Annotated in this window: 16 protein-coding genes and 2 tRNA genes; 7 read left to right on the forward strand and 11 right to left on the reverse strand. The window is 35.3% G+C overall.

Going from position 1 to position 14,413, the window contains the following annotated elements; all coding sequences use genetic code 11:
* Positions 1-43: 43 nt before the first annotated feature.
* Both OL225_RS06685 and OL225_RS06690 read left to right on the forward strand, forming a co-directional pair.
* Complete coding sequence (locus tag OL225_RS06685) at positions 44-829, forward strand: SDR family NAD(P)-dependent oxidoreductase (RefSeq protein WP_264517728.1); 786 nt, start codon at positions 44-46, stop codon at positions 827-829.
* Complete coding sequence (locus OL225_RS06690) at positions 826-1,797, forward strand: NAD-dependent epimerase/dehydratase family protein (RefSeq protein WP_264517729.1); 972 nt, start codon at positions 826-828, stop codon at positions 1,795-1,797. Before OL225_RS06685 ends, OL225_RS06690 begins: the two co-directional genes overlap by 4 nt.
* Positions 1,798-1,840: 43 nt before the next feature.
* Here OL225_RS06690 and OL225_RS06695 read toward each other — a convergent pair whose 3' ends face one another.
* From OL225_RS06695 to OL225_RS06730, 8 genes are all read right to left on the reverse strand, one after another.
* Positions 1,841-3,382 carry a lectin-like domain-containing protein gene (locus OL225_RS06695; protein ID WP_264517730.1) on the reverse strand — a complete coding sequence of 514 codons (1,542 nt, stop codon included), beginning with the start codon at positions 3,380-3,382 and terminating at the stop codon, positions 1,841-1,843.
* 7 nt (positions 3,383-3,389) lie between these two features.
* Positions 3,390-3,962: a hypothetical protein gene (locus tag OL225_RS06700; protein ID WP_047377457.1), complete on the reverse strand. Its 573-nt coding sequence runs from the start codon at positions 3,960-3,962 to the stop codon at positions 3,390-3,392.
* Between the two features lie 543 nt (positions 3,963-4,505).
* The gene (locus tag OL225_RS06705; protein WP_047377456.1) at positions 4,506-4,865 is read right to left on the reverse strand and encodes a DUF4180 domain-containing protein; all 360 of its coding nucleotides are present in this window, start codon (positions 4,863-4,865) and stop codon (positions 4,506-4,508) included.
* 5 nt (positions 4,866-4,870) lie between these two features.
* A complete protein-coding gene (locus OL225_RS06710) occupies positions 4,871-5,893 on the reverse strand; it encodes a serine hydrolase domain-containing protein (RefSeq protein ID WP_264517731.1) in 1,023 nt (340 codons plus the stop codon).
* Between the two features lie 27 nt (positions 5,894-5,920).
* Positions 5,921-6,769 carry a peptide chain release factor N(5)-glutamine methyltransferase gene (gene prmC, locus OL225_RS06715; RefSeq protein ID WP_264517732.1) on the reverse strand — a complete coding sequence of 283 codons (849 nt, stop codon included), beginning with the start codon at positions 6,767-6,769 and terminating at the stop codon, positions 5,921-5,923.
* Positions 6,770-7,528, reverse strand: coding sequence for a peroxide stress protein YaaA (yaaA, locus tag OL225_RS06720; protein WP_264517733.1), 759 nt, complete (start codon positions 7,526-7,528; stop codon positions 6,770-6,772).
* Positions 7,529-7,532: 4 nt separating this feature from the next.
* Positions 7,533-8,234, reverse strand: a complete 702-nt coding sequence (locus tag OL225_RS06725) for a CPBP family intramembrane glutamic endopeptidase (RefSeq protein ID WP_264517734.1) — start codon at positions 8,232-8,234, stop codon at positions 7,533-7,535.
* Between the two features lie 39 nt (positions 8,235-8,273).
* Positions 8,274-8,885 carry an L-threonylcarbamoyladenylate synthase gene (locus tag OL225_RS06730; RefSeq protein WP_034696488.1) on the reverse strand — a complete coding sequence of 204 codons (612 nt, stop codon included), beginning with the start codon at positions 8,883-8,885 and terminating at the stop codon, positions 8,274-8,276.
* A 101-nt stretch (positions 8,886-8,986) separates the two neighbouring features.
* Between OL225_RS06730 and OL225_RS06735 the strand changes: the two genes are divergently transcribed.
* Positions 8,987-9,059, forward strand: a tRNA-Met gene (locus OL225_RS06735).
* A 38-nt stretch (positions 9,060-9,097) separates the two neighbouring features.
* Positions 9,098-9,170 (forward strand) — tRNA-Met (locus OL225_RS06740).
* Between the two features lie 82 nt (positions 9,171-9,252).
* On the opposite strand, the gene OL225_RS06745 is transcribed toward OL225_RS06740, so the two are convergent.
* Positions 9,253-9,507 carry an Ada metal-binding domain-containing protein gene (locus OL225_RS06745; protein WP_047374224.1) on the reverse strand — a complete coding sequence of 85 codons (255 nt, stop codon included), beginning with the start codon at positions 9,505-9,507 and terminating at the stop codon, positions 9,253-9,255.
* 29 nt (positions 9,508-9,536) lie between these two features.
* On the reverse strand, positions 9,537-10,250 hold the full coding sequence (locus OL225_RS06750) for a 2OG-Fe(II) oxygenase (protein ID WP_264517735.1): 714 nt from the start codon (positions 10,248-10,250) through the stop codon (positions 9,537-9,539).
* A gap of 171 nt (positions 10,251-10,421) precedes the next feature.
* Between OL225_RS06750 and OL225_RS06755 the strand changes: the two genes are divergently transcribed.
* On the forward strand, positions 10,422-10,868 hold the full coding sequence (locus tag OL225_RS06755; RefSeq protein WP_264517736.1) for a GNAT family N-acetyltransferase: 447 nt from the start codon (positions 10,422-10,424) through the stop codon (positions 10,866-10,868).
* A gap of 350 nt (positions 10,869-11,218) precedes the next feature.
* Here the strand turns inward: OL225_RS06755 and OL225_RS06760 are convergent, their stop codons facing one another.
* Entirely contained in the window at positions 11,219-11,800 is a 582-nt protein-coding gene (locus tag OL225_RS06760; RefSeq protein ID WP_264517737.1) for a hypothetical protein, read from the reverse strand.
* 334 nt (positions 11,801-12,134) lie between these two features.
* Here OL225_RS06760 and OL225_RS06765 point away from each other — a divergent pair, with 334 nt between their 5' ends.
* Complete coding sequence (locus OL225_RS06765) at positions 12,135-12,500, forward strand: BlaI/MecI/CopY family transcriptional regulator (RefSeq protein WP_047374233.1); 366 nt, start codon at positions 12,135-12,137, stop codon at positions 12,498-12,500.
* Positions 12,501-12,511: 11 nt separating this feature from the next.
* Positions 12,512-14,398, forward strand: a complete 1,887-nt coding sequence (locus OL225_RS06770; protein ID WP_264517738.1) for a M56 family metallopeptidase — start codon at positions 12,512-12,514, stop codon at positions 14,396-14,398.
* Positions 14,399-14,413 lie beyond the last annotated feature (15 nt).

The following is a 14,413-nucleotide window of genomic DNA, read 5'->3' on the forward strand; positions in this document are numbered from 1 at the left end:
AGGATGTGTTTCATGATAGCTTTGTACCATAAAATTTAAAAATATGGATAGCAAGGAATCATATGCTGTAGTCACAGGAGCAAGTCAGGGACTGGGTAAATCATTTGCTGAAAATCTGGCCAGGAAAAAGATCAATGTTATTCTTGTAAGCCTTCCGGATCAGAAGCTCAAAGAGTTTTCTCAGGAACTGCATGAGTTGTATGATGTAAAAGTTCACTACTATGAAACAGATCTTTCTGTTAATGACAATGTCATGAAGCTCACAGAATGGCTTAACCGTTCTTTTGATATTTATATTCTGATTAACAATGCGGGGCTTGGGGGAACTAAAAAATTCACAGAAGCATCTCCGCATTATATCAATACCATTCTGCAGGTCAATGTAACGGCAACTTCTCTGATTACCCATCAGCTGCTTCCCAATCTTTTGAAACAGCCCAAAGCCTATATTTTAAATGTATCCAGTATGGCTGCCTTTTCTCCCATAGGTTTTAAAACCGTATATCCTGCTTCCAAAAGCTTTATCCATTCATTTTCCAGAGGACTGCATGAAGAGTTGAAAGATACCAATGTCTTTGTAAGCGTTGTGAATCCAGGTGCTATGAAAACAAATACGGATGTTTGTAAAAGAATAGAAAAGCAGGGTTTCATAGGAAGGTTGACACTTTTAAATCCTGATAAAGTAGCATCATACTGTATCCGTCAGCTGTTTAAAAAAGATTCCGTAATTATGGTGAACCCAATCAGCTGGCTGATGATGAAAATTTTACCCATATGGATCAAACTTCCGTTGATGACCCAGGCTATAAAAAGAGAGATCGAAGCATGAAAAAAGTATGTGTAACAGGAGCAACAGGGCTTCTGGGAACTAATGTTATTATTAAATTATTACAAAATGGTTATTCTGTTATTGCTCTGGTGCGCAAGAAAAGCAGCTGGCTGGGCGAAGAAAACGAGAATCTGAAACTGATGGAAGCAGATCTTTCATCCGATCTCTCATTATTACTCAAAGAAGTTGACTGCATCATTCATATTGCTGCGGAAACACGTCAGGATCTCATCCACTACGATGAATATAGAAAAGTGAATTATGACATCACTGTCAATCTGCTTACTTATGCAGAATTAATGAATGTAAAAAAGTTTTTGTTTGTAAGTACGGCAAACACCTTAGGGTATGGGAATACGGCTTTTTGGGGAAGTGAAAAAGCTCCGCAGCGTTATCCTTTTACCCATTCATTGTATGCACAAAGTAAACTGGAAGCTGAAGATTATCTTTTAAAGAACCGTAAAAATACAGACGTTATTATTGTTAATCCAACATTTATGATTGGAGCCTATGACAGTAAACCGAGTTCAGGGAAAATTATCTTCTGGGCCTGGAAAAAGAAACTGATTTTCTATCCGAAAGGAGGGAAGAACTTTGTACATGCAGAAGATGCAGCCAACGGAATATTAAATGCTATTGAAAAAGGCAGAAATGGTGAAAAATATCTTTTAGCCAATGATAACTTGAGCTATAAGGAATTTTTTAAGAAAGTAAACCGGGCTACCGATCAGAATCCAATCATGGTGGCCATTCCAAACAGACTGTTGAATTTCCTGGGGCTGGTAGGTGATGGCCTGAGAAAATTAAATCTAAAAACAAACCTCAGTACATCGAATATGAAAGCCCTGCAGATTTGTAATTATTATTCTAATCAGAAATCAGTAGAAGAGTTGGATATTCAATATCAACCCGTTGATAAAGCAATCAGAGATGCTGTTCAGTATTTTATTGAAAAATCCTATTCATAATAAAAAAACCAGCTTTTAAAGCTGGTTTTTATCAAATTACAAATTATCTTGTTATTTTCTGAGTTACATTTTTATTGGAAACAACGCAGGCTTTGCTGCAGTTATTGGCATTTGAAATATTAACCTGTACCAGTGCGGGCAATGACCTGTATTCTTCCTTATTATAAGGAGCTTCAGTACCATTGCTACCACCGCCTTTAATATCATATTGTACCTGGGCAACTCCGGTGAATCCAATCGCAGGCTTGAAAGAAAGTGCTCCGGTAGTTGGGAAGTAAGTCCATGTCCCTTGACTGTTTGTATAAACACCGCCAGTTATATTCGGAATAACAGCTCCATTGTTATCCAAAAAACGGAATGAATTAAAATCAAGGTTATTGTAGGAAAGTGTTGGCGGGTTTTGACCGTTTGCTGAAGAATAAGCCGCATCATTAAGCAAGGGGTAATAAATTGACTTTACCCCCGGGCATCCTGCAAACAAATCATCTGTTACTTCAGCTGCATAAGGTCTGGTAACTCCTAAGTTTCTCAATAAATGTATATTTTTTGCTGCTCCTGTAGAAGCCGCAAATCCGATTCTGAAAGTTGAAGGAGCTGAAGTATCCAGAGTTCTTACCGTACTGTTGGATATTGTAGTTTCTGTATATTTCAGAGAGGTTGGATAATAATAATTATCAATCACTGTTTCTTTTACCGTTCCGTGTTGTATTTCCAGGGTTATATTGTAACCACCAGCCGGATTGGGTACTAATGTAACATATGCTTTACGGAATCTTGCATCATTTTCATTGAGAGCAAAAGTAGTTCCCCCACTTTCAATGCTGAATTGCTGAAGAGTTGTATTTTTAATACCTATGTATTTTCCGGTTGCTGTATCCAGATAAGCAGATCTGTTATTGCTGGAAGGTAATGCATTAGTAGCTGTACTGTAAAGCAATGGATAACCATTGTATCCTGCAGGTTCAGCTGAAGAAAGGTATTGGTTTCCACGTTTACCTCTTAAAGAAACATTGCTTCGCCCATCGGCTAATCCTACGCCAAAAATTCCATTTCTGACTCTTTCACCCTGGTTAAAGCTGGTTTTAAAATTTCCGTATTCATCCAGACCAATTCCAAGATAAGCTCCTCTAAGTCCTTCTGTAGACTCACCTCCACGTACAAAGCTATAGCCTAATCCTCCACCAAAATATCCGAGATTAAGCTGTTCCTTAGGGATTGATCCGTCAACTAAGAATATAGAAATACCATCTCCTCCGTTGGTATTTCCACCATAAATGGCAAATTCAAACTCGAATTTAATTCCCTGGTCACTTTTGAATACTTTATCAGCAAGTATCACTCCTCCCGAAATATTATTTACACTTCGGGTAAGCCGTAATCCATCTGTAGTAAAAGTGGCGTCATTCTGGACTCCACTGGTTGCTACTTTATAGGCTTCCTGAGGCTGTAATCCCTGTGTGAAGTTTACAAAATAAGGATAGCCGGTTCCCTGTTCATTCTGTGCTTTACTATTCTGAGAGAAAATGCATAATAAAAAAATAAACAAAAGCCTTTTGTATTGTAAAACTGAGGTATTTTTTATCATCGCTCAGTTATTTAACAACAAAAACAATATTAATAAAAGAACAGTCTGTGGCTGCAGCTTTTACATCATATGTCATTACGCCATCATCAGAAATAGAAATATTACTGAATACATTAGGGTCAGCATCAGTCACATAATAGTAAAGATCTTTGCTTGACGGGAAAAAAGGAATCGCGGCTGGAGCGCTGGTACTTTTCGCTTTTGGAGAACCAAACTGAGTTTTATAGAGTGTATATAAATCTTTGGTTCGGCCGTTGGCATTGGTGGAAGTGTCAAAAGAAACACTCGGCATATAAAACATTTTTACTGCATTACTACTGATACAAAGCCAATCTGGTTTGGTAGGTGTTCCAATATTCTGGCTTAAACATTTCTTATCAGTATCATAAATAAGAAGTGAGTTGGCAGGATTGGAAATAGCATCTCTTTTTGCAGTAGTTAGTCTTGGTATCAGCATTCCTTTGTTTTGACTGTAAACATCCAGGATGGCGCTTTCGTCTGGCATTGATGTATTAATCCCTATCTGCGCATAAAAAGAAGAACTTACTAAAACGATTGGTAGAAATAATTTTTTAATCATGATGTTTCTAATAATTTTTAATCTGTGTATTGTATGTTTTTTTGTGTTGTGTTTTATGAAAATACTTTTCTGCCTGCTTAATTTATATTGGAAATAATACCCCTACAATTTATTCAAACAATGAATTATACTAATAGAATAGTATGAGGAGACTATAGGTTCCAACATAACAGATACAACAAGCATGTGTCATAGAGACCATCTATGCTTTATCTGAAAGAGCAAAAAAGAGAATTGAGTTTAAGTAGCCTTATTTATAATAAGCTTTTAGAATAGTAATAATCATAATCCTTTGTGTTTTTGCAAATATACGAATAATCTACTTATTATGTGTGTTTTATGAGATTAATTTTAATTTAACTTTATTTATTGGTTAAATCAATGCTTGTTGAATTATTTTATTTGCGAATATGGTAATATAAACAGATTATTTTTAACATTCAATCACTGTATTTTTTTTTAACATGCTGTTTTGTAAAAAAACATTCATGTTAAAAATACACTAAGCGATATGTTTTTGGACGTAATTATCTGAAAAAGAATTTATTTTGATAAATTGTTTAACGCATTTTCAAGCGATTTCAGAAAATTTACGTGTTTTGTTTTGTTACTTTCAAAAATGAAATCCTTCAGGCTCTTACTTTCATATTTGTCGAAATCTCCTACAATAGCCAGTGCAATACGATAGTTTGAGAATTTTTGAAGAATTTCACCTGCTATTTTTGTTTTTAAATCGAAGAATTCAGGAGTGATGTTTTTTTCATAAAGGATGACTTTATCAAAACCTTGATAATAAACATTTCCCATGAGATCCAGTCCGTCTTGCGCAGATTGGATAATAATATCATCAGCAATAACTTCTGCAATTTTTATCGTATTAATTTCGTGAGATTGAATAGTCATTTTCTTTATTGAATTGTTTTTTTGATGTCATTTAAAAAGTTACCCAAAGGAAATGCTTCTCCCTGATTGGTAAGTGCTATAACACAGCTGTTATGCTTCAGATCTCTCCAGAATAAAGCTTTGAAGCCATTCAGCCCCCCTGTATGCATTGCAGTTTTTCCACCCTTTTCATTTTCTGTAAACCAGGCAAATCCGTAGTTTGAAATCTGGCCGCCGGATAGTGCTGCAGGAGTATACATAAGTGCAGTATTTTCTTTACTGATCAGGGTATAATTCCGTAAGGCCTGATCAAATTTATACAGATCTCCGGGAGTAGAATAGATTCCGCCGTCCCCCGTTGTTAAGATTGAATAATCATCAGGTTTCTTCTGTTCATTATACCCTAATGCTTTATTTTGAATAGTTGTAGAAGATTCATATACATAAGTATGGGGCATCTTCAAAGGGGTGATAATCTGTTCATTGATCAAAGCACCATAAGATTTTCTAGAAACCTTTTCAATAATCTGAGAAAGAATGATATATCCGCTGTTGCTGTATTTAAATCTGCTGTCTGGCTCGAAATCAAGATTTTTAAGACTAAACAGCCAGTCAATCACTTCCTGATTAGTCAATCCTTTTTTCGAAAATAAATTCTCATAGTCTCTGATTCCCGATGTATGATGCAAAAGCTGTCTGATAGTGATTTTTTTAGCATATTCAGGAAGTTCAATGAACTGAGAAGCCTTATCATCTAGCCTCAGCAGACCTTTTTGCTCTAAAATCATAATAGCTGCAGCAGTAAAAGATTTGCTGAGAGAAGCAATATAAAAAGAGGTGTCTTTATCAGATTGGAGCCCTTTTTCAATATTACGGAATCCCAGAGCTGTATCACATACAACCCGGCCGTTTTTTACGATCAGAACGGAACCGTTGAATTCTCCTTTCTTATAATACTCACTCACAACATCCTCAGGATGCCGTTTGCAGGAGGTTAGTTGCAGAATCAGAAAAATACCGATAAAGGCATTCCATATCAAAGTTTTCATAGGTTAGGGGTCTGGAAGCAAAATTACTTATTTCCTTCCATAAATAAACCGGTCATTTTCAGATAAATCCTTCAATAATTGAGCGTTAGAAAAATATTGATACAGTTCCAGGGTTTCCGGGCCTAATTTCTGATTGATTTCTAAGAACAAAAGTCCATTTTCATTCAGGTACCTTTTAGCATCTTCTGCTATTTTTTTGTAAAAGATCAATGCATCGGCAGTAGGAGAGAAAAGGGCCATTTTAGGCTCAAATTCTTTCACAGAGTCTGCAATTTCAATCTCTTCCTCAATGCCTATATACGGAGGATTTGAAATAATGATATCATAGCTTTCCATCAGCTCAGAATTGAGATAATCAGCATGAATGAAGTGTATTTCCAGCTGATGATAATCTGCATTTCTTTGGGCGGTCTTCAATGCTTTTTCAGAAAAATCTACTGATGAGACTTCAGCTCCAGGAAAATATTTCTTTAAAACCAAAGGAATCACGCCACTTCCTGTTCCGATATCCAGAATTTTTAAACCTTGAACCTTAAACTTTAAACTTTGAATCTCTCTGATGGCAATCTCAAGCAGCTCTTCCGTTTCAGGGCGGGGAATCAGTACATTTTCATCTACAAAGAACTTCATGCCATAAAATTCAGTTTCACCAAGAATCTGCTGATAAGGTCTTCCGGTTTTGAGTTCTGAAATCAGGTGGCCAAGTTTTTCTTCATCATCTGTCAGAAGTTCCTGTTCAGAAAATCTTCTTTGCTGAAAATGATCGAAACCTACTATCTGATGGATGAATAGAGAAGATAAAAAGACACTTTCCGATTCAGTATAAAGACCGGAAAGTTCTGTTTTGAAATATTTTTTAAATGCTGAAATTGTCATTTATCTTGTAAAAACCAGTTTAGTATCCGTAGACTTTTCTTCATCAATTCTGTAACCTTCATAGTTGAACGCTTTTACATCTTCAAGTGTCTTGGCGTTAGTCTCAGCGCAGAATCTTACCACAAGACCTCTTGCATGCTTGGTGTACACAACAATAGTTTTCAGTTTTCCGTCTTTTAATTCATAAAAATCAAAATCGATCACTTTATGGTTCAGTTTTTTTCTATCGATTACTTTCCCGTATTCATTGCTGGCAAGATGAAGAAGTATTTCTCCTTTTTTCATTTCAGAATTCAATTGTTCTGTAATCTTTTCTCTCCAGAAGCTATACAGATTTTTGTATTGTTCAAACTCAAAAGGACGCCCCATTTCCAGTCTGTAAAGCATTACTTTATCAGATGGTTTCAGCAGGCCGTAAAGTCCGGAAAGCATTCTGTAGTTTTTCTGCAGGTAGTCTACAGCATTTTTATCCAGAGTTTTGGCATCCAGTCCTCTATACACTTCTCCTGTAAAAGCAAACATGGCCGGAGCAGATTCCTTTGCAGTAGGTTTGGATTTCCATTTTTGATTTCTTTCCCAGTTTTCATCAGCCAGTTTGGGTGATATTTCCATCAGTTCGGAAAGATATTTTGGAGATTTTTCTTTTAAATAAGACTGTATAAATGCTGCTTCTTCAATGAATCTGGGAGTAGAAGATTTCAAAAGGTCTGTTGAGTTTTCCACGTTCATTAATTTTGCAGGAGATGTTATAATTTTCATAATGTTAAAATACAGATAAATGTTTAATATTCATAAAGTTCAGAGCCATCAGAGAAATAAAATCAATCATAAAATGGCAGATGATCAGAATTTTAATATTTGAATAGCGTTTATAAAACAGGGCAAAAACAATTCCAATAAAGAAAGGTCCGAGAACCTGGCCTATAGTACCGTATGTGCTGTGCAGAATTCCAAATAAAACGGCTGAAATAATAATTCCTGCAGCTGGATTATTATAGATTTTTTCAATCCTGGGCTGTATATAACCGCGCATCAGGAACTCTTCTACAATAGCAGCTGTAAGGCACATGAAAATAATTAAAAAATAATTATTTTTAAAAATAGGTACAAGGTTAAGAAGTTTATCACTTATTTTTTCAGGGATAAAAAAAAGGATTATTGCATTCAGAATTGTTCCACCAATCATGCAGATAAAATATAAGCTCAAAACAGCCTTACTATAAAACAGGATAGAATACGGAGTTTCTTTTTTTAGTAAAAATGAACCTTTTTCAACTAATATATTGTACAGAAATATAATGATCAAAACGATCCAGATCACAATCCTACTGAGAAAAAAGCTGTCTGCAGTAATTCCTCTTATTCCTGTAATCAGAGTGATAACCGGGAAAGAATAAAGCATTGCTGCAACCAAAAGCACGAAAGTGAGTAAAATTCCTATAGAATATTTCCCATTAATTCCCATAACCCAAATAACCGTAAACCTTGAACTTTATATTTTGAATTAAATAATTCCTTTTCCCTGACGGATAATCTCCGGTTCTCCGGAAGTAAGGTCTACAATAGTGGATGCCACATTATCTCCATATCCAGAATCAATCACAATATCTACCAGATGGTCATATTTCTCTGCGATCAGCTCCGGATCGGTAGAATATTCAATGATTTCATCATCATCTTTAATGGAAGTGGAAGCAATAGGGTGTCCTAATTTTTCAACGATCAGCTGCGGAATCGGGTGATCCGGAACACGGATACCAATTGTTTTATGACCTTTATAAGCCAAAGGCAAACTTTTGTTCGCTTCAAGGATAAAAGTAAATGGTCCGGGAAGATGACTTTTCAGAAATCTGAAAACTGAGGTGTCAATAGGTCTTGTAAAGTCGGAAAGATGGCTGAGATCATTACAGATAATCGAGAATTTTGACTTCTCAAGCTTCATTTTTTTGAGCTGAGCCAGTTTTTCCATGGCTTTTATATCAAAAATATTACAGCCTAAAGCATATATCGTATCAGAAGGATAGATAATCAGCCCGCCATTATTTAATGTTTTAATAACCTCATTCACAAGATTTTCCTGTGGGTTGTCTGGATAAATTTTTAATATTTTTGCCATAAAACAAAGATACAAATAATAAAATAGTTTTCATAAAAGTCCTTTATTTAAAAGAAAAATTAGGATTTGTGAAAAATATTCGTACCTTTGCAATCCAATATCGCGGGATGGAGCAGTAGGTAGCTCGTCGGGCTCATAACCCGAAGGTCATCGGTTCGAGTCCGGTTCCCGCTACTAAGTAAGTGTTTTCGGTAAACACTCTAAAAATACACCGCGGGATGGAGCAGTAGGTAGCTCGTCGGGCTCATAACCCGAAGGTCATCGGTTCGAGTCCGGTTCCCGCTACTAAACGAGAGAAGCAATACTATTGCTTCTCTTTTTTATTTTCACTGACTGCAGACAAAGTATAGTTCGCAAGAAATTTGAATTACCTTGACATCAATATTCCCTCCTTCCATTTTTTATATGCTTCTTTCATACAATGTCCACAGGGGCGGTAATTGTTTTGTAATGCCTCTTTTTCATCCTTAAAGAAAATTCTGTTTTCTAGTTTCATTCTTTTTCCTGAACTACAACCAAGCAATCCATAAATCTTCAGTTTCATATTTCCCCCGAAACGAATGTCTCTGTTATGGATTTTGCTTCTAAGGTTTTCAGTTGATATCTGAGAATGCTGAATCATGATGTATATGTTTGAGTAAAATTTAATAATCAATTGGTTGCATCATGGAAAATAATTCCCAAAGCATATCGGTTTCCTGTCTGAACTTCACTTATTCCATGCTTCATATTGACTCTGTAGTATCCTTTGGTTCCTTTTTCGGGCTTAAATTGAGTAGTGAAAATGAGTACATCTCCTTTTTTAGGTTTTAAAACAATAGCTTTTGACTGTGCCCTCGGGATTTGCTGAGTGAGTACAAACTCTCCACCTGTAAAGTCTTTGTCAGGTTCGCTGAGCATTAATACGATTTGGATAGGAAAATACATATCACCATATAAATCCTGGTGTAAAGTATTAAAACCGCCTTCTTTATATTTCAAAATTAAAACAGTAGCTTTTTGCTGGCCATTAGTATGACATTGTTGTAAAAATTCCTGATGATCTAAGGGAAATTGAGTGTCAATATGTAGGGCTTTAAACCAGGAGTTGGCAATAGGAGCCAGATATGGATAAATACCTGTTCGTATGGTCTGAATAATTTCATGCAGCGGATAATCAAAATATTTATATTCACCAAGGCCAAAACGATGTCTGGCCATGATAACCGTTTTTCGGTAAAGAGCGGAATTGTCATAGTTTGATTTTAATATTTCGCATTCGTCCTCTGATAGCAGATTAGAAATTACTGCATATCCGTTTTCATGCATTGTTTCCGTAAGGTGCTGCCAATCTGAATTTTTGATTTTATGGATGATGTCTGTCATTGGTTTTATTTTATACTACAAAAATCCGAAGTTGTTCAGAATAAGAAAATCCGAAACATGCGGTATTATCTTCAGAATGAATCTTCTGGACTATTAGTATAATATTAATCTGGATTATGTGACTGGTCCTGTTTAAGGCTACTTTTGTGCTGTTAATAAATAAGTATAACTATGAATTACATTATTAAAAAGGCTAGCCTTGAGGATCTTGATGAAACGGCAGAATTATTCAACCTTTACCGTGTTTTTTACAGACAGGAATCAGATATTGAAAAAGGAAAAGCTTTTCTCAAAGAACGGTTTTTAAACAGTGAATCAGATATCTTTCTTGTGATGGCTGAAGGAAGAGCTGTAGGATTTGTTCAGCTTTATAAGCTGTTTCATTATACCAAACTACAGAAGCAATGGCTGCTAAGCGATCTGTTTGTTCATCCGGATTACAGAGGGAAAGGTCTTTCTGTAGCATTAATTGACCGCAGTAAACAATGGTGCGAAGAAACAGGAGCATGCGGATTGATGCTTGAAACAGAAAAAACAAATGATATTGGAAATACGTTGTACCCGCGTTGTGGATTTGAGTATGATGGGTTGCACAATTACTATCATTGGTGGAAATAGGCGCAAAAGCGAAGGGTAATTTTTGGCTGTAGGCCGGGAGTGGGAAACATTCAGCTTCTTTTCTTAAAAGTAGTATTAGTTCTACAGTTGTGCACGTTTAATTCTACAGGCATTTTGTTAACAGAAGAGGCCATAGTACTATTTTTGTAAAGCTCTTACAGATCATGGGTAGGACAGTTGATCTGTAGAGTGTATGCAAAAAAATCTCTGCCTAATTTTCTACTTTTTCCCCAAGGGTTTTATGATTAGTACCACAAAACTGCTTTTTCCGGCGGAGATTTTTTGCTTTTAAATAAAAAAAGAACTGCAATTGCAGTTCTTTTTTTTATGTTTTTAATATGTTTTAGATATTATTGTGCCAGTTGAGCGTAAGGAGTAAGCTTGTTGTCATCAGACATTGTCTGTCCCAAAAAGTCTCTTTTCTGATCCGCCTTCATTCTTCCTGCAGCATCGTTGGCATTGAAGTAAGCTTCGCTCAATTTTGTAGCAATATCAGCAGGTTTGAAATCAAATTTAGTATCACCTTCTACACCTAGATATCCGTTCTTTCTTGTAAGGTTGGTAATATAATTGTTGTAGTTGATCATTGTACCTCTTAGCATATTGTTATGGTATTCCATACATTTCTTAGCTTTTTTAGAAGAATTATTCAGGATACAGTTTTTCATATTGTTTCTGTATAAAAACCATTCAGATTCCAAAATACCATATTCTTTACCTAAAGCAATTTTCCCGTTATTCACAATATTATTATCCCCTTCTTTTGTGGAGATCGTCTGAAGATGCTGAATAACCAATGGAACGGTAGCTTCAATTTTTGATTTTGTATCCTTTAATATGCTGAGATCAGCAGCAGGAGAACCCTTCTTTTGTGCTGTAGTAACGTTAAAAATAAGCAGTAATAGTACAATCAATAAATTATATCTTTTCATGAGAAATTTTTAAAGCACTAAAATAAATATAATTTCCCGTTTAAAACAAATCCATTTTAATTTTATTTAATAAAATTTAACAAGTTTTAAGAATTTATGCTTGAAATGAATCTTTTTCTGTGGATTAAGCAGATGAAGATTTCACTCCTTTAAAAATTTAATATATTTTAACTAATTTTATATTATTGATTTTCAAATGATTATGTTTTTACTTGTGTTTATCACTAAAAAAATAGTTGTTTGGTTCATTTTTATTTCTACATTTGTATAACTAATTTCTTAGTGATATAAAATTGGATGACTTATATCACGATAATTGACAAATAAGCAGGATATGAAAATTCAGACTTTAACAAAAGCAGAGGAGCAGGTAATGCAGTATTTATGGAAAATAGAAAAAGGATTCCTAAAGGATGTTCTTGATCTTTTTCCGGACCCTAAACCGCATACCAATACGGTTTCTACCATTTTAAAAGTATTGAAAGACAAAGAATTTGTAGACTATCGTGTACACGGAAGACAGCATGAGTATTTTCCGCTTGTTTCAAAAGAACAGTACTCAGGGAAAACTATGAAAAGTCTTGTGAAAAACTATTTTAAAGGCTCCTACAAAAGTGCCGTTTCATTTCTGGTAGAAAAAAACGAAATGACTGTAGAAGATCTTGAGATGTTATTGGATGAACTTAAAAAGAAAGACTAGTACCTATACCTATGGAAACAATACTTTTATACTTTGGGAAAACAATTTTATGTTCGGGTGTAACATTCTTGTACTATCAGTTGTCTTTAAAAGACAAGACATTCCATCATTATAACAGATTTTATCTGTTGGCCGCAATCATGATATCACTTTTGCTGCCACTCATCAGAGTAGATGATTTTACGATAGAGGTAAATAATGATATGTATATGCTTCTTGACAAGATTCAGAGTTTTAACACACAAAAAAACATAGACAATGGTAACCTTTATTTTAACATTATTTTTTCAGCTCTGGGACTGGTTTCTCTCTATTTTTTAGGGAAACTTATCTATGGGATTTTCAAAATCCAGCAGTTTAAAAAACAGTTTCAGAAAGAAAGTTTTGACGGGATCAACTTTTACCGTACAGACCTTAGCGAAGCTCCGTTTTCATACTTTAAAAACCTTTTCTGGAAGAATGCCATCACATTGCATTCTGATATTGGAAAACAGATTTTAAAGCATGAGATGGTACATATTGAACAGAAACATTCCTTTGATAAAATTTTTATTGAGATTATTACTTCTGTTTTCTGGTTCAATCCGTTTTTTCATATCATCAAAAAAGAAATTAATCTCATCCACGAGTACCTGGCTGATAAAAAAGCCGTACAACAATCGGACACCAAAGCATTTGCGCAGATGCTTTTAGCAAGCCACTTTTCCGGAACACAGTTGCCTGCTGCCAGTCCGTTTCTAAGTTCAAACCTTAAAAAAAGACTTAAAATGTTACAAAAACCAAAAACCAAGTTCGGATATGCGCGAAGAATTCTTGCATTGCCGGTGTTATTTACCGTAGCTTTTGCTTATCTGGTAAATGCGAAGAACAAAGAAATTGAAGAAACCAATCTTTCCATTAAAGAAGCGGTTTCGGAAATCAAAAAAGATACGGTAAGACCTGAAAAATCTGTTCAGGGAAAAATTACAGACCAGAAACCTCTCTCTCCGGAAGATGATACAAAATTGGCTGAGCTTGAGAATAAGATAAAAGAAAAAGAGAAAGAACTGAAAGGGTTGGATCCGGAAAGTGATCTCTTCAGTGATAAAATTGAAGAAATAAGCAATCTGGCGTCAGAGATAGGAGAAATTGCCTCAAAAGTTGAAGTTGATCAGTATTTCAATTCTGCGGAATGGAAAAATCAGATGAAGGAGCTTGAGAATATGGAACCTCTTAGTAAAAAAGAGCTTCGTAAAATAGAAAGGGCTGCAAAAAAAGCGGGAAGAGAGGCTGCAAAAATAGGAAAAATAGTACTTCCTCCAGTACCGCCTGAAGCGCCAAAAGCACCGAAAATAGCCTATTTTAAAACAAATAGAATTGTTAATTATAAAGATTTAAGCGCTCAGGAAAAAGAAGAAGTACGTAAAGCAATGGCTGAAGCTAAAAAAGCACTGAAAGAAGCCGCTAAAGCCAGAGTAGAAGGAGAAAAAGCAAGAATGGAAGGCGACAGAGCCAGAGCAGAAGGAGAAAGAATAAGAGTAGAGGGAGAAAGAATCAGAATTGATGGAGACAGAATCCGAAGAGACGTTGAAAAAGCCCGTGCGGAAGCTGAAAAAAGATCAATTAATTTTAAAGACAGAACTTTTGTTAAAATTAGCAGTGGTTCACCAGATGTTATCGTAATGAATGCTGATTTTATCAAAAAAGACGGCAACGGAAATATCGCAATGAACGGGGTGAAAAATTTTAGCATCAGTGGTACTGATGATGCAAAATACAAGTATTATATTGATGGAAGAGAAGTTTCTAAAGATGATGTAAATTCATTAGATACAAATAAGATCTCGAAAGTCAATGTAAATACTCAGAAAAAAGGTGATTTTAAGCAGGGAGAAGTAAGAATCGAGACAAAGAAATAAAGTTCCATCAGGCTT

The organism is Chryseobacterium viscerum (assembly GCF_025949665.1).
GTDB classification, from domain to species: Bacteria; Bacteroidota; Bacteroidia; order Flavobacteriales; family Weeksellaceae; genus Chryseobacterium; species Chryseobacterium viscerum_A.